The organism is Mesorhizobium escarrei (assembly GCF_935825525.1).
GTDB lineage: Bacteria > Pseudomonadota > Alphaproteobacteria > Rhizobiales > Rhizobiaceae > Mesorhizobium > Mesorhizobium escarrei.
Map to the genome: position 1 here is coordinate 146887 of NZ_CAKXZT010000126.1, position 20239 is coordinate 167125.

19 protein-coding genes are annotated in these 20239 nt (G+C 62.7%); 6 read left to right on the forward strand and 13 right to left on the reverse strand.

The window, feature by feature from the left end; all coding sequences use genetic code 11:
• The first annotated feature begins 32 nt into the window (after positions 1 to 32).
• Positions 33 to 1223 carry an O-succinylhomoserine sulfhydrylase gene (locus tag NMG80_RS16510; RefSeq protein WP_254019060.1) on the forward strand — a complete coding sequence of 397 codons (1191 nt, stop codon included), beginning with the start codon at positions 33 to 35 and terminating at the stop codon, positions 1221 to 1223.
• A 46-nt stretch (positions 1224 to 1269) separates the two neighbouring features.
• Here the strand turns inward: NMG80_RS16510 and NMG80_RS16515 are convergent, their stop codons facing one another.
• Positions 1270 to 2424, reverse strand: a complete 1155-nt coding sequence (locus NMG80_RS16515) for a ceramide glucosyltransferase (RefSeq protein WP_254019211.1) — start codon at positions 2422 to 2424, stop codon at positions 1270 to 1272.
• Positions 2425 to 2667: 243 nt separating this feature from the next.
• Between NMG80_RS16515 and apaG the strand changes: the two genes are divergently transcribed.
• Positions 2668 to 3060 (forward strand): Co2+/Mg2+ efflux facilitator ApaG/CorD, encoded by a 393-nt coding sequence (gene apaG, locus NMG80_RS16520; RefSeq protein WP_065005838.1) that lies wholly within the window; start codon positions 2668 to 2670, stop codon positions 3058 to 3060.
• Positions 3061 to 3140: 80 nt separating this feature from the next.
• Here apaG and NMG80_RS16525 read toward each other — a convergent pair whose 3' ends face one another.
• From NMG80_RS16525 to NMG80_RS16535, 3 genes are all read right to left on the reverse strand, one after another.
• Positions 3141 to 4151: an Hsp33 family molecular chaperone gene (locus NMG80_RS16525; RefSeq protein WP_254019061.1), complete on the reverse strand. Its 1011-nt coding sequence runs from the start codon at positions 4149 to 4151 to the stop codon at positions 3141 to 3143.
• Between the two features lie 132 nt (positions 4152 to 4283).
• A complete protein-coding gene (gene argF / locus NMG80_RS16530) occupies positions 4284 to 5195 on the reverse strand; it encodes an ornithine carbamoyltransferase (protein WP_254019062.1) in 912 nt (303 codons plus the stop codon).
• 16 nt (positions 5196 to 5211) lie between these two features.
• Positions 5212 to 6411 carry an aspartate aminotransferase family protein gene (locus NMG80_RS16535; RefSeq protein WP_254019063.1) on the reverse strand — a complete coding sequence of 400 codons (1200 nt, stop codon included), beginning with the start codon at positions 6409 to 6411 and terminating at the stop codon, positions 5212 to 5214.
• A 355-nt stretch (positions 6412 to 6766) separates the two neighbouring features.
• Between NMG80_RS16535 and NMG80_RS16540 the strand changes: the two genes are divergently transcribed.
• Positions 6767 to 7285, forward strand: a complete 519-nt coding sequence (locus tag NMG80_RS16540) for a GcrA family cell cycle regulator (RefSeq protein WP_254019064.1) — start codon at positions 6767 to 6769, stop codon at positions 7283 to 7285.
• A gap of 79 nt (positions 7286 to 7364) precedes the next feature.
• Here the strand turns inward: NMG80_RS16540 and phoU are convergent, their stop codons facing one another.
• Positions 7365 to 8105 (reverse strand): phosphate signaling complex protein PhoU, encoded by a 741-nt coding sequence (gene phoU / locus NMG80_RS16545; RefSeq protein WP_254019065.1) that lies wholly within the window; start codon positions 8103 to 8105, stop codon positions 7365 to 7367.
• A 203-nt stretch (positions 8106 to 8308) separates the two neighbouring features.
• Positions 8309 to 9580, reverse strand: coding sequence for a sensor histidine kinase (locus NMG80_RS16550; RefSeq protein WP_254019066.1), 1272 nt, complete (start codon positions 9578 to 9580; stop codon positions 8309 to 8311).
• A gap of 233 nt (positions 9581 to 9813) precedes the next feature.
• Here NMG80_RS16550 and ppk2 point away from each other — a divergent pair, with 233 nt between their 5' ends.
• Positions 9814 to 10722, forward strand: a complete 909-nt coding sequence (ppk2, locus tag NMG80_RS16555; protein WP_254019067.1) for a polyphosphate kinase 2 — start codon at positions 9814 to 9816, stop codon at positions 10720 to 10722.
• 73 nt (positions 10723 to 10795) lie between these two features.
• Here ppk2 and NMG80_RS16560 read toward each other — a convergent pair whose 3' ends face one another.
• The 3 genes from NMG80_RS16560 to NMG80_RS16570 form a co-directional block, all read right to left on the reverse strand.
• Positions 10796 to 11542, reverse strand: a complete 747-nt coding sequence (locus NMG80_RS16560; RefSeq protein ID WP_254019068.1) for an enoyl-CoA hydratase-related protein — start codon at positions 11540 to 11542, stop codon at positions 10796 to 10798.
• Between the two features lie 15 nt (positions 11543 to 11557).
• Entirely contained in the window at positions 11558 to 12196 is a 639-nt protein-coding gene (locus tag NMG80_RS16565; RefSeq protein ID WP_254019069.1) for an acyl-homoserine-lactone synthase, read from the reverse strand.
• Positions 12197 to 12293: 97 nt separating this feature from the next.
• Positions 12294 to 13025: a helix-turn-helix transcriptional regulator gene (locus tag NMG80_RS16570; protein ID WP_254019070.1), complete on the reverse strand. Its 732-nt coding sequence runs from the start codon at positions 13023 to 13025 to the stop codon at positions 12294 to 12296.
• Between the two features lie 291 nt (positions 13026 to 13316).
• Here NMG80_RS16570 and NMG80_RS16575 point away from each other — a divergent pair, with 291 nt between their 5' ends.
• Positions 13317 to 14135 (forward strand): ABC transporter substrate-binding protein, encoded by an 819-nt coding sequence (locus tag NMG80_RS16575; protein WP_254019212.1) that lies wholly within the window; start codon positions 13317 to 13319, stop codon positions 14133 to 14135.
• Between the two features lie 87 nt (positions 14136 to 14222).
• Here NMG80_RS16575 and NMG80_RS16580 read toward each other — a convergent pair whose 3' ends face one another.
• A complete protein-coding gene (locus NMG80_RS16580) occupies positions 14223 to 14633 on the reverse strand; it encodes a tellurite resistance TerB family protein (protein WP_254019071.1) in 411 nt (136 codons plus the stop codon).
• Positions 14634 to 14803: 170 nt separating this feature from the next.
• On the opposite strand from NMG80_RS16580, the gene NMG80_RS16585 reads away from it, so the two are divergent.
• Complete coding sequence (locus NMG80_RS16585) at positions 14804 to 16453, forward strand: lysine--tRNA ligase (protein ID WP_254019072.1); 1650 nt, start codon at positions 14804 to 14806, stop codon at positions 16451 to 16453.
• On the opposite strand, the gene NMG80_RS16590 is transcribed toward NMG80_RS16585, so the two are convergent.
• The 3 genes from NMG80_RS16590 to NMG80_RS16600 all read right to left on the reverse strand — a co-directional run bounded on the left by NMG80_RS16590 (position 16416) and on the right by NMG80_RS16600 (position 20235).
• On the reverse strand, positions 16416 to 17273 hold the full coding sequence (locus NMG80_RS16590) for a thermonuclease family protein (protein ID WP_254019073.1): 858 nt from the start codon (positions 17271 to 17273) through the stop codon (positions 16416 to 16418). The genes NMG80_RS16585 and NMG80_RS16590 overlap by 38 nt on opposite strands.
• A gap of 9 nt (positions 17274 to 17282) precedes the next feature.
• Positions 17283 to 17933, reverse strand: coding sequence for a S24 family peptidase (locus NMG80_RS16595; protein WP_254019074.1), 651 nt, complete (start codon positions 17931 to 17933; stop codon positions 17283 to 17285).
• 82 nt (positions 17934 to 18015) lie between these two features.
• Positions 18016 to 20235: a 3-hydroxyacyl-CoA dehydrogenase NAD-binding domain-containing protein gene (locus NMG80_RS16600; protein ID WP_254019075.1), complete on the reverse strand. Its 2220-nt coding sequence runs from the start codon at positions 20233 to 20235 to the stop codon at positions 18016 to 18018.
• Between the last annotated feature and the right edge of the window lie 4 nt (positions 20236 to 20239).

Sequence of the window (20239 nt, forward strand, 5' to 3'; positions counted from 1 at the left end):
TTTGAACCATTTTTTGTGTTTGGAACAAGGTGATGACGAGCAACACGCGCAACTGGAAGCCTCAGACCGCCCTCGTGCATGCAGGAACGCTGCGTTCCGGCTTCGGCGAAACCTCCGAAGCGATGTATCTCACGCAGGGCTATGTCTACGACACGGCGCAGGCGGCGGAAGCCCGCTTCAAGGGCCAGGAACCGGGCTTCATCTATTCGCGCTATGCCAATCCGACGGTCGACATGTTCGAGAAGCGCATGTGTGCGCTTGAAGGTGCCGAAGATGCCCGCGCCACCGCATCCGGTATGGCGGCGGTGACAGCGGCGTTGCTGTGCAGTGCCCGGGCGGGCGACCACATCGTGGCGGCGCGCGCGCTGTTCGGCTCCTGCCGCTGGGTGGTCGAGACGCTGGCGCCGAAATACGGCATCGAGGCGACGCTGGTCGACGGCACCGAAATCGTCAATTGGGAAAAGGCGGTCAGGCCCAACACCAAGTTGTTCTTCCTTGAAAGCCCGACCAATCCAACGCTGGAGGTCGTCGACATCGCAGCCGTTGCCTCGCTTGCGGATTCGATCGGCGCGCGGCTGATCGTCGACAACGTCTTTGCCACGCCCTTGCAGCAGAAGCCGTTGCAGCTCGGCGCCCATATCGTCGTTTATTCGGCGACCAAGCACATCGACGGCCAGGGGCGCTGCCTCGGCGGCATCATACTGTCGGACAAGAAGTGGATCGACGAGAATTTGCACGACTACTTCCGCCACACCGGTCCCAGCCTCTCGCCCTTCAATGCCTGGACGCTGCTGAAGGGCCTGGAGACGCTGCCGCTGCGCGTGCGCCAGCAGACGGAAAGTGCCGGCCGGATCGCTGACTTCCTCGCCGAGCGATCGGAAATTGTCCGCGTCATCTATCCCGGCCGAGCCGATCACCCGCAGGCGGCGGTCGTCAAGAAGCAGATGTCGGGCGGCTCGACGCTGATCTGCCTCGACGTCAAGGGGGGGAAGCAGGCGGCCTTCGCCTTCCAGAACGCGCTCGATGTCGTGCTGATCTCCAACAATCTCGGTGACGCCAAGAGCCTGATCACCCATCCAGCGACGACGACACACAAGAACCTGAGCGACGAGGCGCGGGCCGAACTTGGTATCGGGCCAGGCACGCTCAGGCTGTCCGTCGGACTGGAGGACACTGACGACCTGCTCGAAGACATCGAGCAGGCCTTGAAAGCCGCTGGATAGGGATACGCGCCGAACTGCTGCGCTCTATTCTGCAAAGCAGGCGCGGTCAGGCGCCCGACGGCGTCTCTTCCAATTCCGCAACGGCGCTGGTGTGGATGGTCATCGTGTTGCCGCGCCAGTCGACGGCACCGCTGAGCCAGCCGCGCACCCAGATGGCGGGAAGCATCACATCCCGCGCAACCAGCGCCGGGATCATGCGCAGCGACAGGTGCCAGCCCTTGGCCGAGGCGAGAGCGCATTCCGGGAGATAGGCGACGATCAGCACGGCGATGGCTGTAGCCGGCAGGCTGAAACCGGCGCCTGCTGCCGCAACCAGCGCAAGCACCAGCGGCGGCGCCGCTCCGATCAGGATCTCGGGCGCGAAGAACAGTGGGAAGGTGACGCGACGCAGTCGTGCCCAGCGGGCCTGGCGCGACCAGATTTCGCCAAATGTGCGCAAACCGAGCGGCTGCTCGAAGGGTGCGGCAACGAGATTGACGCGCAGTCCGAGCCCGTTGACCAGCTTGGTCGCAGCGGCATCCTCGGCAATCTCAGCAGCAAGCGCACGGATGCCGCCATTGGCGTCGAGCAATGGCTTGTTCCACAACATGCTCTTGCCCTGGGCAAAACCGAGCCCGAGCGCCTCGCCGGTATATTGCCAGCGCGCCTGCAGCGTATTGAGGAAAGCGCATTCGACCTCCGCCCAGAACCCGTCCGGCCGCGAGCCGATCGGCGTCGAGCAGACGAGGCCGGTGTCCTGCCGCCATGCCGTCATCAGATGCTGGACATAGTCCCTCGGCATCAGGACGTTGGAATCGGCAAGGATGACCCAGTGGTGGCGCGCGGCCTCCCAGCCCTTCACGCAATTGTTGAGTTTCGGATTGCCGCTGATGCGGTCGTCGCCGACCAGCAGCCGGGCCGGCACGGCCGGAAAGCGGGCGATCGCATCGGTGATCGGCCCGACCACCGAGTCGTCGGCATGGGCGACGCAGAAGATGAGCTCATAATGCGGCCAGTCGAGAGAGAAGGCGCGCTCGAGCGTCTCCTCGGTAAACGGCTCGACGCCGCGCGACGGCACGACGATCGACACCGGCGGCGCCTTGCCGGCTGGCGGCGTGATCCTGCCAGGCCGCTTCAGCTTCAACGAAGCGAGCAGGATGCTGGCGAGATTGACAAGAAGCAGAGCTATGGAAAGCAAGGCGGCTGTGACTGTCAATTCCATCAATATCTGGTCGCTCCAGAAAAAAACCGGCCGCATGAAAGCCGTTTTCAACAGTTCGACAGAATGCTGAGTCGCCCGGCCCTGCACACCATCATTGTCATGTGTCACTTAAATGACATTGTTCTTCGGCACCTGCGCTCAACAGATTCGGGCAACGATGGCAGGCACCGAACGAAGGGAGGCCCCCGTTGACCGAACTGCGGAGAGCGTCGAATGTTCCGTCTGCATACTGTGGAGTAATTTATGTACAGCGCCGTAACGCGCAACATCGAAGTTCAGGTCAGGCCGTTCTATCTGGAAGATCGCTCCGACCCTTCGGAGAACCGCTATGTCTGGGGCTACCAGGTAACCATCGACAACCAGTCGGATGAATTCGTGCAGCTTCTGTCACGCTACTGGCATATCACCGACGGCACCGGCCGGGTCGAGGAGGTGCGCGGCGCTGGCGTTGTCGGCGACCAGCCTGAACTCAATCCCGGCGATAGTTATCAGTATACGTCTGGCTGCCCACTCTCGACGCCATCCGGCATCATGGTCGGCCACTACACGATGCGCAACAAGCGGGGCGAGACGTTCGACGTTGCCATCCCCGCCTTTTCGCTCGACCTGCCGGGCACGCGGCGCACCGTCAACTGAGGCTCACTTGGGCTTCTCGCCCCAATGCGTGGGGCGAGAAACCAAGCTCTGCGAAGACACCGAGGCAGCACTGACGCCCGCTATTGAGCCGCAGCAAATTCCGCCGGATCGAAGTCATATTGCTTCGAGCAGAATTCGCAGGCGACGTGAATGCCGCCATCCTCCGTGCTGTCCCTGATCTCGTCTGCGGAGAAGCCTTCGAGAATGCCGCGGATCTTCTCCCTGGAACATGAGCACTGGTCGGCTACCGGTACGCCGCCGAAGACGCGCACGCCGTGCTCGTGGAACAGCCGGTAAAGCAACCGCTCGGCGCCGATCGTCGGGTCGATCAGTTCCGTCGGCTCGATGGTGCCAAGCAACGCCAGCAGCTCCTGCCAGGAATTGTCGGCCGGATCATGGATCTCCTCGCGCGGATCGCCGTCGCCACCCGGAAGATCGGGCACGCGCATGCGTTCGGGCGACTGCGGCAGGAACTGCGCCAGGATGCCACCGGCGCGCCATTGCTCGCGGGCACCGCCGATGCCGGGCGTCAACAGCTTGGCCACCGAAAGCCTGAGATCGGTCGGGATCTGCTCCGACTGCCGGAAATAGGTGCGGGCGGCCTCCTCCAGCGTCTCGCCGTCGAGCTGGACGATGCCCTGATAGCGCTGCGTGTGGGCGCCCTGGTCGATAGTCAGCGCCAGGACACCACTGCCGAGCAGCGTCCGCTGCGAGGTCTCGCCGGCAGACGTCAGTGCCTCCAGCCGGTCGGCGTCGTAGCGGGCATAGGCGCGCAGCGCATGCGGCGTGGAAAAATCCGCCACCAGCATGTCGACCGGCCCGTCGGTGCGGGTCTGCAGGATGAACTTGCCTTCGAATTTGAGCGAGGTGCCGAGCAGCACCGTCAGCACGCAGGCTTCCGCCAGCAGGCGGGCGACCGGCTCGGGATAGTCATGACGGCTGAGGATCGCGTCGAGCATCGGCCCGAGCTGGACGGTGCGGCCGCGCACGTCGAGCGGGCCGACCTCGAAGGGCACGACATGATCGTCGCCGGCGTAGCCGAATTCGCCGAGTTTGGGTTGATGTTCAGCCAATTGACGGGTTTCCAACATGACAAAGCTCCGGGGCGCGGCGATGCCGCCCTCCGGGGCGCATGCGTCGAAACGCGCTCGATTTGCGTGATGCGCCTGAGATAGGCATCACGCACTCCCGGATCAAGGCGGCCCGGATCACGGCGGCCCGGATCAAGCGCCGAGGCACCAAGCCAAAACCGCCTTCTGGGCGTGGAGCCGGTTCTCGGCCTCGTCGAACACCACCGAATGCGGCCCGTCGATTACTTCGTCGGTGACCTCCTCGCCGCGATGCGCTGGCAGACAGTGCATGAACAACGCGTCGGGCTTTGCCCTCGCCATCAGTGCCGCATTGACCTGATAGGGTGAGAAGACATTGTGGCCGCGAGCACGGTGCTCCTGGCCCATCGACACCCAGCAATCGGTAACGACACAGTCGGCCTCGTGGACGGCCTCCTCGGGCGAGCGGGTGAAGTTCAACTTGCCGCCATGCGCCCTCGACCAGTCGACATGCTTCTGCGCCGGCTCGCTGCCTTCCGGCACGGCGACGTTAAGGTTGAAGCGGAACCGTGCCGAGGCCTCCAGCAGCGAATGCAGCACGTTGTTGCCGTCGCCGGTCCAGGCGATGGTCTTGCCGGCGACCGGGCCGCGATGCTCCTCGAAGGTCATGATGTCGGCCATCAGCTGGCAGGGATGGGTATCGTCGGTCAGCCCATTGATGACGGGGACGGTGGCGTTCTCGGTCAGCTCCAGCAGCCGGTCATGCGATGTGGTGCGGATCATGATCGCATCGACATAGCGCGACAGCACCTTGGCCGTGTCGGCGATGGTTTCGGAGCGGCCGAGCTGCATCTCGGCGCCGGTCAGCATGATGGTTTCGCCGCCGAGCTGGCGCATGCCGACGTCGAAGGACACGCGCGTGCGCGTCGACGGCTTGTCGAAGATCATCGCCAGCACCTTGCCTTCAAGCGGTTTTGTCCGCTCGCCAGCCTTGAGCCTTGCCTTTCGCACGACGGCATCGTCCAGCATAAGGCGCAGATCGCCCTCGGAAACGGCGGAAAGATCGGTGAAATGGCGAAGGCTCATTTGGGTCTTCCGACTGTTATTTCGCCGCAGCCGCGGCGATGGCGTCCGACAGACCCCGGGCGCCGGCGCGGATGCGGTCAAGCGCCTCATGGATCTCGGCGTCGGTGACGGTGAGCGGCGGCAGCAGGCGAAGAACGTTGTCGCCGGCCGGAACCGCCAGCAGATGCTGGTCGCGCAACGCCATGTTCACCTTGGTGTTGGGCGCGGCGCATTTCAGGCCGAGCATCAGGCCGGTGCCTCTGATGTCTTCAATGACATCGGGAAATTCGTCGGCGATACCCGCCAGCCCCTGCTTCAGCAGCAACGCTTTGCGCTGCACATCCTCCAGAAAACCGTCTTCCAGCACCACGTCGAGCACGGCGTTGCCGACCGCCATCGCCAGCGGATTGCCGCCGAAAGTGGTGCCGTGCACGCCGGCGGTCATGCCGACGGCCGCCTCGTCGGTGGCGAGGCAGGCGCCCACCGGGAAGCCGCCGCCGATGCCCTTGGCGACGGCCATGATGTCGGGCGTGACGCCAGCCCATTCATGCGCGAACAGTTTTCCGGTACGGCCGATGCCGCACTGGACCTCGTCGAAGATCAACAGCAGATCATGCTGTTCGCAGAGCTGCCTCAGCCGCCTCAGCGACTGCGTCGGCACCGGGCGAATACCGCCCTCGCCCTGCACCGGCTCGATCAGGATCGCGGCGGTCTCTGATGTGATCGCCCTTTCGACGGCGTCGATGTCATCGAAGCCGACCTGGTCGAAACCTTCGACCTTGGGGCCGAAACCTTCCAGGTATTTGTACTGGCCGCCGGCGGCGATGGTCGCCAGCGTGCGGCCATGAAAGGCGCCTTCGAAGGTGATGATGCGAAAGCGCTCGGGATGGCCGTTGACGAAATGGTAGCGCCGCGCCGTCTTGATGGCGCATTCCAGCGCCTCGGCGCCGGAATTGGTGAAGAACACCTTGTCGGCGAAGGTTGCGTCGGCCAGCCGCTCGCCCAGACGGCTCTGCCCCGGAATCTCGTAGAGGTTGGAAACATGCCAGAGCTTGGCCGCCTGCTCGGTGAGTGCCGAGACCAGATGCGGATGGCTGTGGCCCAGCGAATTCACGGCAACGCCGCCGCCAAAATCGAGATATCGCTCGCCCTTCTCGGTGACCAGCCAAGTGCCTTCCCCATGGTCGAAGGCCAGGGGTGCGCGGGTAAAGGTCTCGAAAAGCGCCGAACCGCTCATTATATGCGTCTCCGGAACCGGAAAATCAAAAAGCCGCCAAAGCGGCGGCTTGTGCGGCTTATCGTGTTTTTCGGCCATGAAGTCAACGAAAACGTCGCGCAAGAACGCGCGGCAAGCTTTCCAGCGAGACGCCGGCTCATCAGCGACCGGGCAAGTTGGGGAAAACCGAAAAAACCGATTCGTGTTGGCCCTCGGACTCTTGTCACCGAGTCAGCGCATAAGGTAATTATAGGTCGAGAAATAACTAGATTTCGTGCGGCGGACCTAATCACCCGATATATGTGGTGTCTGCCCGGCGGAAGCCGGATCGTGGAAGGATTCCGATCGCCGCACATTTCAGCAGGAGCGCGGTCTCATGAATTGGACTGACGAGCGGGTCGAACTTCTTAGAAAATTGTGGTCGGAGGGACTGAGCGCTAGCCAGATCGCCGCCCAGCTCGGGGGCGTCAGCCGCAATGCCGTCATCGGCAAAGTGCATCGGCTGAAACTGTCGGGCCGCGGACGCTCGACCGCCACGCCGGCACGCCAGAAGAAGAGCGTGCAGGGATCGAGCGTCCAGAAATCGGTGTCGCGGGCGGCAAGCACCGCGCGGCATATCACCACGTCGATCGGCGCGACCGCGTTGCAGGCGCAATTCGACACCGTACCGGTGGCGCGTCATTACGTCCGTCCGGTCGAGAACGTCGTCGTGCCGATCTCGCGGCATCTGCAGCTGGTCGAGTTGACCGAGCGGACATGCAAATGGCCGAATGGCGATCCGCTTTCGGAGGAGTTCCATTTCTGCGGCAACGACGCGGCCGAAATCGGCCCCTATTGCAAGTACCACGCCCGCATTGCGTTTCAGCCCGCTTCGGAGCGGCGCCGCAGTAGGTAAGCGAATAGCGAATAGCGAATAGAAGTAGCTTGATCGCTTGTGAATCGGAAGCAAGCCGTCTTTCGCTATTCGCTATTCGCTATTCCCTGCCCTTCGAGAGCTCACTTCGCGTTCCCGGAATAACAATCCTGTCTGTCTTGTCGCCCTTCGGCCGCTCGGGCGGCATCTGGTCGCCGGTGACGATGTAGTAGATCGTCTCGGCGATATTGGTGGCGTGGTCGCCGATCCGCTCGATGTTCTTGGCGCAGAACAGCAGGTGCGTGCAGGGTGTGATGTTGCGCGGATCTTCCATCATGTAGGTCAGCAACTCGCGAAACAGCGAGGTGTACACGGCGTCGATCTGATCGTCGCGGTCACGCACGAAGCCGATCTTTTCCACCGAGCGCGACGCATAGACGTCGAGCACTTCCTTGAGCTGCGTCAACGCCAGATCGGCTAAGGCCTCGATGCCGCGGAACAGGCTAGTCGGCTGGCGCCCTTCTATGACGGCAACCACGCGCTTGGCGACATTCTTGCCGAGGTCGCCGACCCGCTCGAGATCCGCCGAGATGCGGATCGCGCCGACGATCTCGCGCAAATCCGTCGCCATCGGCTGGCGCCTGGCGATGATGATGATCGCCTTATCGTCGATCTCGCGCTGCCCTTGGTCAAGAACGGCATCGTCGCGGATGACCTTCTGGGCAAGGCCGGGGTCGGCGTTGACCAGGGCAGCAATCGCCTGTTCGACCATGCGTTCGGCATGCCCGCCCATCGCGGCAATGCGCTTCGACAGATATTTCAGTTCCTCGTCATAGGCGCTGACGATGTGCACGGACTGCATGGAGATGCCTTCCCGGGTCTTCAGGTCCGAGTCGTTTCCTCGAATCCCCGCTGATACGCTAGCCGGATGACAGAAAAAAGAAACCGTTGGAGCGACGTGCGTCCACTTGGAAACAGAGTACGCTCTAAGCGCCTTATCCACGCATTCGGCTATCTTAAAATCTTCCGGTCTTCGGGCCGGCGCGTTTCTTAGATAGTGAGGCGTCAGTGCGCCGGCAAATGCACCGTGAAAGCTGCGCCGTGGCCGACCTCCGACTTGATCGAGAGTCTGGCGTTGTGGCGCGTCAGGATATGCTTGACAATGGACAGGCCAAGGCCGGTGCCCTTCTGGGTCCGGCTGTTTTCGACATCGACGCGGTAGAAGCGTTCGGTGATGCGCGGGATGTGCTCCTCGGCAATGCCGGGGCCGAAGTCCCGGATGGTGATGTCGATGCCCGGTTCGGGACCGTCATCGCTGTGGGCAATCGTCACCACGACACGGCCACCCGACTGTCCGTATTTGCAGGCGTTTTCCAGCAGATTTTCGAAAACCTGGAAAAGTTCGTCGCGATCCCCCGGCACATTGAGTGGTCCTTTCGCGAAATCCCGCTCGATGGCAACGCCGTTTTCCCTGGCAAGCGGCCCAAGCGAATCGATAACGCTGTCGAGGGTCCGGTGGAGATCGACCTCGGTTCCCTGCTTCAAATAGGGTTTCATCTCCAGCCGCGACAGCGACAGCAGGTCGTCGATCAGGCGCGCCATGCGGCCAGTCTGGTCGTGCATGATCTGCAGGAACTGCTCGCGCGCCGCCGGGTCGTTGCGGGCCGGGCCGCGCAGCGTCTCGATGAAACCGGAGATCGAGGCGAGCGGAGTTCGCAGCTCATGGCTGGCATTGGCGATGAAGTCGGCCCGCATCCGGTCGATGCGGCGCGCTTCGCTCTGGTCCTTGAAGACCAGCACATAGAGGTCGGTGCCGTGGCCGACCGACGATGCACTCACCCGATAGGCCCGTTCGACCGGCAGCTTTTCGGTATAGTCGACGACATCCGAAGCGGCGGCGCCCGACAAAATACTGTCCAGCAGGGCCTGCATCTCGGGCGCGCGGAATTTCAGCGACAGCGACATGCCCGGTGCGATGCCGCCGAAGGCGGCGAAGGCGGCGGCGTTGGCATGGACGATCGTCGCGGTGCGATCGAAGATGATCAGCGGATCGGCAACGGCGGCCGCCAGATATTCTCCCGACAGCTGTTGTAGCCCGCCTGCCTCGATCGCCGCGGCATCCTCCGGGGACTGGCGCGCAACGCCGGCCGGCAGCATCGCGGCGGCAAGCAGCAGCACAGTACATGCCAGCAGCACCACATAGCCAGACATGTCCGCGAAACCATAGACCGTCAGCACCGCGACGATGCCGGCCGCCAGCAGCCAGCGGCTGTTCCACAACCGGGTGGCGACCGCTTGCGCCGTGCTTCGCTCTTCTGCGCCGCCCATATCAGCCATTGTCAGCCACTGTCAGCCATTCGCGCGCACTGTGCCTCCGTCCCGACCCGGCCGGCCGGGTGGACCTTCCCGCTGGCCGGCGCTAGAGCGCCTTGCGTCCAATTGGACGGACCAAGGACGCTCTACCACTTCTAATCCGCTGCATCGTTCTTTCCGAAATCGATTCCGATTTTCGGGCCGATGCAGTAAGGCTCCCAATAGCATGTGTCCGGAAACTGGAAAGGTTCGTCTCGATGAAAAACCCCAAGGAAGATGCCGCCGCGCCCGTTCCAGGTCCGCTCAAGATCCACATCGACGGCAAGGAACGCGAGTTCGACATCGAGGATCCCAAGCTTCCCGACTGGGTCGAAGACAACAAGCTGACCGCCGGCGGATACCCCTATGACAAGAAAATGAATAGCGAGGAGTATGACGAGACGCTCGAGCGGCTGCAGATCGAGCTGGTCAAGGCGCAGGCATGGCTGCAATCGACGGGCAAGCGGGTGATGTCGCTGTTCGAAGGACGCGATGCCGCCGGCAAGGGCGGGACGATCTTCGCGCTGCGCCAGTACATGAACCCCAGGACAGCGCGCAACGTAGCGCTGACCAAGCCGAGCCCAACCGAACTCGGGCAATGGTATTTCCAGCGCTATGTCGCGCACTTTCCGACATCCGGCGAGTTCGTCACCTTCGACCGCTCCTGGTACAATCGCGCCGGCGTCGAGCCGGTCATGGGCTTCTGCACGCCGGAGCAGCATCAGAAATTCCTGGACGAGACGCCGTATTTTGAACGGATGATCTGCAACGAGGGCATCCATTTCTTCAAATTCTGGCTGAACATCGGACGGGAAACACAGCTTGAGCGGTTTCACGATCGCCGCTGGAGTCCTTTGAAGAGCTGGAAATTCTCGCCGATCGACATTGCCGGCATCTCCAAATGGGACGATTACACCAAGGCGCGCGATCTCATGTTCGAACGCACGCATAAGGAATTCTCGCCCTGGATCATCGTACGGGCCAACGACAAGCGGCGCGCGCGACTTGCCGTCATCCGGCGCATCCTGTTGTCGCTTCCCTATGGCGGCCGCGATCTCGACGCCATCGGCAAGGAAGACAGGAAGATCATCGGGGAAGGGCCTTCGTTCCTGGGAACACAGGGCTGAAGCACCCGCCGCGCGCCCGCAAAGGACGCGCGGCACGATTCCGGATGTTCCTGTCATTCTGCCGAATGACTTCTCATGCCGCCAGCCGGGCAATCCGCTGCAGCCGCCGCAGCGTGGTATCGTCCTGCAAAGCCTGCTGAAACAGCGAAATCTCCTGGTCGATGCGATCGCAGAGCGCGCCTGTATCGCCCTTGAGCAGGTCGCGGGTCTGCAGCAGTGCGGCAACCGGCTTCTTGGCGAGTTGCCTGGCTCTGCCAAGTGCGGCTTCCTCGACGTCGCCCACCACGATCTCCGTGACCAGGCCAAGCATCCTGGCGTCCGCGGCACTGAGCGTGTCGCCCAGGCAGAAGAAACGGAAAGCGCCGGCATAGCCGAGTTTCTGCGGCGCCAGGATGCTGGTCGCCGCGTCCGGCACGAGGCCGAAATCGACGAACGGCACCCGAAACGTGCTTTCGTCAGATGCGATCACCATGTCGCAATGGAACAGGATGGTGCAGCCGACTCCGACGGCGTCGCCGTCGACACAGGCAAGGACCGGTTTGGGGAACGTCGCCAACGTGCGGAACATGTCGGTGACGGCAGCGATCAACCGTTGATGCTTGGTGGCGTCGAGGAACTCGGAGAAATCGCCGCCGAGGCAGAAGCAGCCGGCGAGGCCGCGCAGCACCACGACGCGCACATTGTCGTCGATTGCGGCTTCGTGGAAGATCCTGGCCAGGCTTTCATAGGCTCGACCGTCCAGCACCGGCCGGCCGTCATCCGACGACACCGTGACGATCAACGTATGATTGCGGAACTCTGTTTGCGGGTGGATGTTCATGGCTGTCTCCAATTCTCACGAGGCCTGCCTCATTCCGAGCCTGTCGGGATATCCCCTGGCCAGCACTGGCGCGAAATGACTGCGACGCGACCGCACCACATCAAGCGTATGCTCGTTGAAGGTGAGCAGTGTGGCGACGACCTGCTGGTTGCCATAGGTGCGCTGGTAGCCAAGCGGCTTCGCCAGGAAGTGCAACTGCAGCGCCCGCAGAACCCACATCGGCTCGAACTCGATGATCACCTGGTTGACGTTCCGCTTCAGCCCCCACTCGACGAAGCCGGCAATGAGCTCGGTGCCGACCGTCGAGACGCCGCGCTTGCCGTCGCGAAAGCCCGGCGCCACCGCATAACGGGTCAGTTCCCACACGTTCGGCCCGGATGGCGGCGTCCCTTCATAGAGGTCCGCCAGCACCTCGGTCAGAAGATGCGCACGCGTTGTCGGCAACATCCGCTGATAACCGGCGAGCTCGCCATTGCGGATGACGAGCTGGTGCACCGCCTCGTCATGGTCGAACTGATCGATCTCAAGGCCGTCGGGGCGCTGCAGATCGGTCCACCCCATCTCCTCGACGAAAATCTTGTAGCGTAAGCGATGAACGGCCTCCCAAAGGTCGGGACGTTCCATAAGTTCTTGTGTGGTAAGGGAAAAAAGCATCTGCCGTCTCCTAGGTTCAATAGGAAGATACGGCCGGGCTGTCCCGAGAAAATTACGCGATCACGTAGGCAAGAATTTCTAGGCCGGCACGGCCGAGCTAGCTAATATAGCCGCGCCTTATCGCTTCCGCGACCGCCTGCACCCGGTTGACGGCACCGAGTTTGCTTTTGGCGTTAAGAAGGTGTTTCTCTGATGTGTGTTCCGAAATGCCGAGAATCTGTGAAATCTCCCATTCGGACTTGCCGACGGCGGCCCATTGCATGCATTCGCGCTCACGCGGCGTCAGTTCGACGTGGTCAATGGTCTTGGCCGCCATCGTGTGGATCTGCATGGCGCGACCAATCGCATAGGTCGCCACCAGCGACACCAGCCCAAAATCGGCGCCCGACAATTCGACGGCCTCGCCGCCCAGCGACACCATGACGATCTCGCCATCGAGCGTGATCAGCGGGAAGGCCAATCCGTCGCGCAGCTTGAATTCGCCGGCGTCGCCCATCACTTCGCCGCTGCTCTTGTCGATGCGGATGCTCTGGGACGCTTCCCGCCACTGGAACGGCGCCTGCAGCCGCTTCATGTGGCTGACAACGGGGTCATGGTCGACATAGTTGCGCGCCACATAGCGCTCCAGCCATTCTCCCGGCCACTCGCAAAGCAGCACATGGTCCTTTTGCTGGCCTCTTGGCGTGCCCGGTTGCGGAACCGTTCCGGCCATCAGCGCCGTCAGGCCGAACTCCGAGGTTATCCCAAGCAGCTTTTCGCAGACCGCGGCCGCCGTATCGGCGTGCTGCAGCTGATCTATGAATTCCAGTGTGCGATCGAAGTGGCCCATTGCAACATCTACCCCATGTTGCCTTCCCGCGTTGAGATCAACGGCCCAGTGCTTGACCCGCACTTTGCCTCGACCCCGGATTACAAACCTGCTCCTCCCAGTTTGCAGCGGCTTGCGGCTACCCTCCCAGCCGACCGCCACACATGTTTGCAAGCTCGCTGAAGCATAGCCCTAAATCGGCGTGATGAAATCAAAAACCGTTGTGCCTGTGGCATTTTCGTACCAAAAGCCACATTGGACAGGACAGGGCGGAGCTCGATCGTGGCAATTCGGTGGATAACCATCGTCTTGATGCTGGCAATCACCGGGGCACAGTGGCTCACGGGAGCGCGTGCCGCGGAGCCGCAAGTGCCGGTGCTGTGGGATGCCAAGGAGCGGCTGCCGAAGCCTGACCTTGCCGCGCTGCCGCGTCTGAGATTCCTGACCACCATCGATTTCCCGCCGTTCAACTTCTTCGACGGGGCGGGCCGCTTGTCCGGCTTCCACGTCGATCTGGCGCGCGCGATCTGCGCCGAACTCGGCATCGCCGAAAAATGCCAGATCCAGGCGCTGCCCTGGGCCGAGCTCGATGTGGCGCTGCAGAAGGGCGAAGGCGAAGCGATCATTGCCGGCATCGCCGCCACGCCGGAGTCGCGGTCCAAATATGCCTTCTCGCGTTCCTACCTGCAGTTTCCGGCGCGCTTCATCATGCCGAAGACAAACGCGCTCACGGAACCTATCTTCGACAGACTGCGCGGCAAGCGCGTCGGCGTGGTCGCAGGCTCCGCGCATGAGCGGATGCTGCGCGATTACTTCGGGACCGTTCAGGTCGTTCCCTTCGCGCAGTTGGAAGAGCTCTACGATGGTCTCAAGGCCGGCAAGGTCGACGCCGGCTTCGGCGACGGCATGCGCTTCGCCTTCTGGCTGGGCAGTTCGAATGCCGCAGCCTGCTGCCGCTTTGCCGGCGGTCCCTACCTGGCGCCCGAATATCTGGGGTCGGGTATGGCCATCGCCACCAGGGCCAACGATCCAGCGCTGGCCGCAGCGTTCGACTACGCACTGCAGGAGATTTCGGTGAAGGGCATCTTTGCCGAATTTTATCTGCGCTATTTCCCGGTCAGCTTTTTCTGATCCGGCCCCGGTCAGTTTCTTCTGATCCGGCCCGGTCAGTTTTTTCTGATCCGGCCCGGTCAGCTTCTTCTGACCCGTTGGGTCTAATCAAGTCAGCGTGCGCAAGCGGGCCTTGGCAGCACGGGCGATGGCGGCGACGGTGAGCGTGTCGAGATCGAGCTGGCGACGGATAAGCTGCAGCACCCTCACCTCCTCCAGGCGCATTTCGAGGTCGACGGCCGCAACCTCGAAGGCTGCGGCATAGGCAGTGTCAAGCAGGCGTTCGGGCAGCGCCTCAGCGACGCGCGTCAAAACGCCTTCCAGCCCTTCCTTTTCGTGCAGCATCTTTTGGCAGTCCTGGGCGACGCCGACCAGCCGGCCGTGGTCGAAATCCTCGAACACCGGCCATGAGCGGACGACGTCGCCGATCCGCGCCAGCTCGACATCGGTCATGTCGCGGTCGGACGCGGAGGTGATGACCATCAGATAGATCAGGGCTTCATGCAGCGGCAATGGCATTTAAAAACTCCTCAAACGGGCTCCGAAGTTAGGAACGAGGCACCGACGTCGCAAGGAAAAAGAGCCGCGGTCGTTGACGCCCACGGCAGGCGCGCCTAGAGACCGATTGAAAAAATCATCCAGCCCCATTTTTTGCGGCGATGCCGGCGAATAATTTGGAAAACAGTGACATGGCGGGATCAAACATCATCGATCTCAATCCCGAGGTGCTTGCGGCAGCGGCTGAAAGCAAGGCGTGGCCGTTCGAGGAAGCCAGGAAGATCGTCGAGCGCTACAAAGGCACTGACTTTCCCGAGACCGTCCTGTTTGAGACCGGCTATGGTCCGTCGGGGCTGCCGCACATCGGTACTTTCGGCGAGGTCGCACGCACCTCGATGGTGCGCCACGCCTTCCGCGTGCTCACCCGGGACACGGTCAAGACCAAGATCTTGTGCTTTTCCGACGACATGGACGGTATGCGCAAGATTCCGGACAACGTCCCCGATCGCGCCGCACTCGAGCCGCACCTGCACAAGCCGCTCTCGTCCGTCCCTAATCCTTTCGGCGGCGACTATGCGAGCTTCGCAGACCACAACAACGCAATGCTTTGCCGCTTCCTGGACACGTTCGGCTTCGACTACGAGTTCGCCAGCGCGACGGAATACTACAAGGCTGGCCGTTTCGACGACGTTCTGCTGCGCGCTGCCGAACGTTTCGATAAAATTATGGACGTGATGCTGCCGACGCTCGGAGAGGAGCGTCAGGCGACCTACAGCCCGTTCTTGCCGATTTCTCCCAAAAGTGGCCGCGTGCTTTACGTCCCGATGAAGCATGTCGACGCCAAGGCGGGCACTATCACCTTCGATGATGACGGCACCGAAACCACGCTGCCGATAACCGGCGGCAGGGTGAAGCTGCAGTGGAAGCCGGATTTCGGCATGCGCTGGGCGGCGCTCGGCGTCGATTTCGAAATGTTCGGCAAAGACCATCAGACGAATGCGGTGATCTACGACCGTATCTGCAATATACTGGGCGGGCGCGCGCCCGAGCATTTCGTCTATGAGCTGTTCCTCGACGAGAACGGCCAGAAGATTTCGAAGTCGAAGGGCAACGGACTCACCATAGACGAGTGGCTCACCTACGCGCCGACCGAAAGCCTCGAGCTCTACATGTACCAGCGGCCGCGGCAGGCCAAGAAGCTTTATTTCGATGTCATTCCGAAGGCGGTGGACGAGTATTACGCCTTTCTGTCCGCCTATCGCCGACAGGAGTGGAAGGAGCGGCTGGGAAATCCCGTCTGGCACATGCATGACGGTAACCCGCCTGTCGTAGACCTGCCGGTGTCGTTCGCGCTGCTGCTCAATCTGGTCAGCGCCTCGAACGCCCAGAACAAGGACGTGCTGTGGGGGTTCATTTTGCGCCACACATCGGGCGTGACGCCGAAGACCCATCCCGAGCTCGACCGGCTGGCCGAGTATGCGATCCGCTATTTCGACGATTTCGTGAAGCCGGCCAAGGTGTATCGGGCCGCCGATGCGGTCGAGCGCGAGGCGCTGACGAAACTATCCGAAGCGCTCGCCGCATTGCCGCCAGGGGCCGATGGCGAGGTGATCCAGAATGCCGCCCTCAACGTCGCGCGCAAGATCGACCGCTATCAGGACCATTCGAAGCAGAGCCCGGAGGGCGGGCCGGGCGTCTCCGTCGCTTTCTTCCAGATGATCTACCAGGTTTTGATCGGACAGGAGCGCGGCCCGCGCTTCGGTTCCTTCGCTGCGCTCTACGGCATCGCAGAAACCCGGGCGCTCATTCAGAAGGCGCTGGCTGGTCAGCTGGCGGCGTAGCCGTCGTCTCTGTTGGCGTAGCCGCCGCCGAAGGATCGAGAATCGGCTGCGTCGGCGGCGCTGTGGCCGCAAAAGGGGCTGGTGCCGGAGGCAGGCCGGAGAGGCTCGGCGCCGGCCCGAAAATACCCTTCCTCGCCATACGGGCCTTCTCGCCGGCCTCGACGTAAGGGCCACCCTTGGCGGCGCGCGCCCAGCCGTTTTCGATCAACCACTGGCCGACATCCTGGTTGCCAACGCGGCATTCGGCGGTGATCAGGTCGCGGCCGCCCTCGGGTGGCACCGTGCAGACCACTGCCCGGCCGCGCAGGAAGGCACGGAACGCCGTTCGCGCCCGGGTGCCGCACGTCCAGGACTTGCCGCCGTCCGTGCAAGTTTCGTCCTGCCTGACGATGTCGACGCCGGAAATCGCGACGGAGTAGCCCCTGGCCTGGATCACACCGGCGGCCGATGCAACCGGCTGGAACAGTTTTGTCCCGTTCCAGTCGTCAGGCATTTTCGTTTTGGGCGGCTTGGGCGGTCCGGCCAGCGCCAGCTCACTCAACGGCGCGCGCGGCTCGACCCGTTCAAGCTCTTCGGCCTGAAGCTGCGGCGGCGCGACGATTTTGGGATCGATGGCCCTGGAATACACCTCCGGGCGTGCCATCTTGGGCTGCGGAATCGCTGACGTGGCGGGCGCTTTGGATTGCGCCGCCATGCCGGCCTGCGCCCGAGCTGCCACTCGACCGTTTTCGCCATGCAGCACGGCGCGGCCACCGGCGGCAATCGCAGCCCCCATCGCGAGGATCGTCAACACAGCAGCGGCTGCATGAAGCGGGCGCACCGGCGGCCCTTACTGGCTTGCCCAGACAATCCGCGCCACCCATTCGACATCGCGCATCGGGATGTCGCGGTCCGGGTGATCGGGATTGAGCGAGACCAGAACGATAGACTTCGCCGTCTGACGGTCCAGCACCTTGGCCATCACCTCGCCGGCATTGGTCTTGACGACGACGCGGTCGCCCTTGCGGGTGGTGGCGCCCGGCTCAACGATCAGCACGTCACCATTGCGGTAGAGCGGCAGCATGGAATCGCCCTGGACCTGCAACGCATAGGAGGTTTCGGTCGCCCGTGCCGGAAGCTCGATCAGGTCCCAGCCCTGCCCCACGGGAAAGCCGGCATCGTCGAAGAAGCCGCCGGCGCCGGCCTGGGCGAAGCCGAGCAGCGGCACCGAAGACGTCTGTGCCGGCAGAGATCCGGGAACGGTCTTGCCCCGGCCTTCGACCAGTCCGGTGAATTCGTCGAGCGAGGCACCGGTCGCCTCGATGATCTTGGCCAGCGACTCGGTCGACGGCCAGCGCGGCCGCCCGTCCGAGGACAGCCGCTTGGACTTGTTGAAGGCGGTCGAATCGAGGCCCGCGCGTTTTGCTAGCCCCGAGGCCGAGAGCGAATAGCGCTCGGCGAGAGCATCGATTGCGGCCCATACGCGGTCATGCGAGAGCACTTTTGCTCTCCTTCCGGACAGGAAAAAATACCTTGTCCGTTCTAACCGGTGGCCGTGATTTTGTCCACCACCGAAGGCGGCGTCACGCCGCCTTCTTGGCCTCGCTCCTGGCATAGGGATCGAAGCGTTGGTAGAAAGTCTCGCCCTTCTCTGCCATGTCGAGCAGGAGCTTCGGCGCTTTGAACTCGGCGCCGTACTTCTTTTGAAGACCCTTGGCGATCTTGACGAATTTCTTGGCGCCGATGCCGTCGATGTAGGACAGCACGCCGCCGGTAAAGGGCGCGAAGCCAAAGGCGAGGATCGAGCCGACATCGGCCTCGCGCGGATCGGTGACGATGCCCTCCTCTATCACCCGGGCCGCCTCCAACGCAATGGTGACCAGGAGCCGCTGCTTCAGTTCCTCATAGTCGACCCTTTCAGGCGGCAACTGCCCATAGAGATCCTTCAGGCCCGGCCACAATTTCTTCTTGGCAGGTTTTTGCGGGTAGTCGTAAAAACCCTTGCCGTTCTTGCGGCCGAAGCGGCCATGCGTATCGACCAGCGTGTTGATCAGCGCCATCTGCTTCGGGTCGACCGCCTTTTCGCCGAGATCGCGCATGGTCTGCTTCATGATCTTCTGCGCGAGGTCGATCGCCGTTTCGTCGGTGAGCGCCAAAGGACCGACCGGCATGCCGGCGGCCTTCGCCGCATTCTCGATCATCGGCGCCGGAACGCCCTCGATAAGCATCTTGTAGGCTTCCGACATGTAGCGCAGCACGCAGCGGTTGACGTAGAAGCCGCGCGTGTCGTTGACGACGATCGGCGTCTTCTTGATGGCGCGGACGAAGTCGATCGCGGTGGCCAGCGCCTTGTCGCCCGTCTTCTTGCCCAAAATGATCTCGACCAGCATCATCTTGTCGACCGGCGAGAAGAAATGGATGCCGATGAAATTCTTTGGCCGCACCGAATTCTTCGCCAGCGACGTGATCGGGATGGTGGACGTGTTCGACGCGAAGACCGCCGCCGGCTTCAGCACGGCCTCCGCCTTTTCGGTGGCGTCCTTCTTGACGCCCGAATCCTCGAATACCGCCTCGACCACCAGGTCGCAGCCTGCGAGGTCGGCATAGTCCGCCGTCGGCGTGATCAGCGACAGCAGCCTGTCCTTGTCCTCAGGCTTGGCGCGGCCTTTCCTGACCTGATCCGAGATCAGGCTGTCCGAATGCGCCTTGCCCTTGGCGGCAGCTTCCATGTCGCGGTCGAGCAGCACCACCGGAATGCCGGCCTTGGCCGTGACATAGGCGATGCCGGCACCCATGAAGCCGGCGCCGAGCACGCCGATCTTCTTGAACTTGGTTTCCGGCATGCCGGCCGGGCGACGCGCGCCCTTGTTCAGTTCCTGCAACGACACGAACAGCGAGCGGATCATCGCCGCCGCTTCCCTGGTCTGCATGATCTCGGTGAAATAACGCTGCTCGATGCGCAAGCCGGTGTCGAACGGCACCAGCAAGCCTTCATAGACGCATTTCAGGATGGCCGCGGCGGCCGGATAATTGCCATAGGTCTCGCGACGCAGGATGGCGATTGCCGGTGGCCACAGATTGGCGCCGGCCACCGAATAGACCGGGCCGCCGGGCAGCTTGAAGCCCTTCTCGTCCCACGGCGCCACTGGCTTCAAGCCATTTTTGATCATGGCCTTGGCGGTTTCGACCAGCTTCGTCGGTTCGGCAATCTCATGGATCAGGCCCATCGACTTGGCCCTCTGCGGCGACAGCGCCTGACCGGAAGTCAGCATCTGCAGCGCCTGCTGCTGGTCGGTCAGCCGAGGCACGCGCTGAGTGCCGCCGGCACCCGGGAAGATGCCGATCTTCACTTCGGGGAGCGCCATCTTGACCTTGTCGGAATTGGCCGCGACGCGGCCATGGCAAGCGAGCGACAGCTCGAAGGCGCCGCCCATGCAGGTGCCGTTGATCGCCGACACCCACGGCTTCCCCGAGGTTTCCAGCTTGCGGAACAGGCCGGTCATGTAGCCGGCATTGTCGAACAATACCTTGGTCGCCTTGTCCAGGTCCTTGGCTTTATCGGCCGCGAACTTCGACAGCATCTTCTGCAGCATGGTGATATCGGCGCCGCCCGAGAAACTATCCTTGCCGGAGGTGATCACCGCCCCCTTTATCGACGCGTCGCTCGCCACCTTGTCGACAATGGCGTTCAGCTCCAGCATCGCCGCTTCGGTGAAGACGTTCATCGAGCGGTCGGGCATGTCCCAGGTGACCAGCGCGATGCCATCGATGTCGATATCGAACGTGAAATTGGTGTAGCTCATCGGT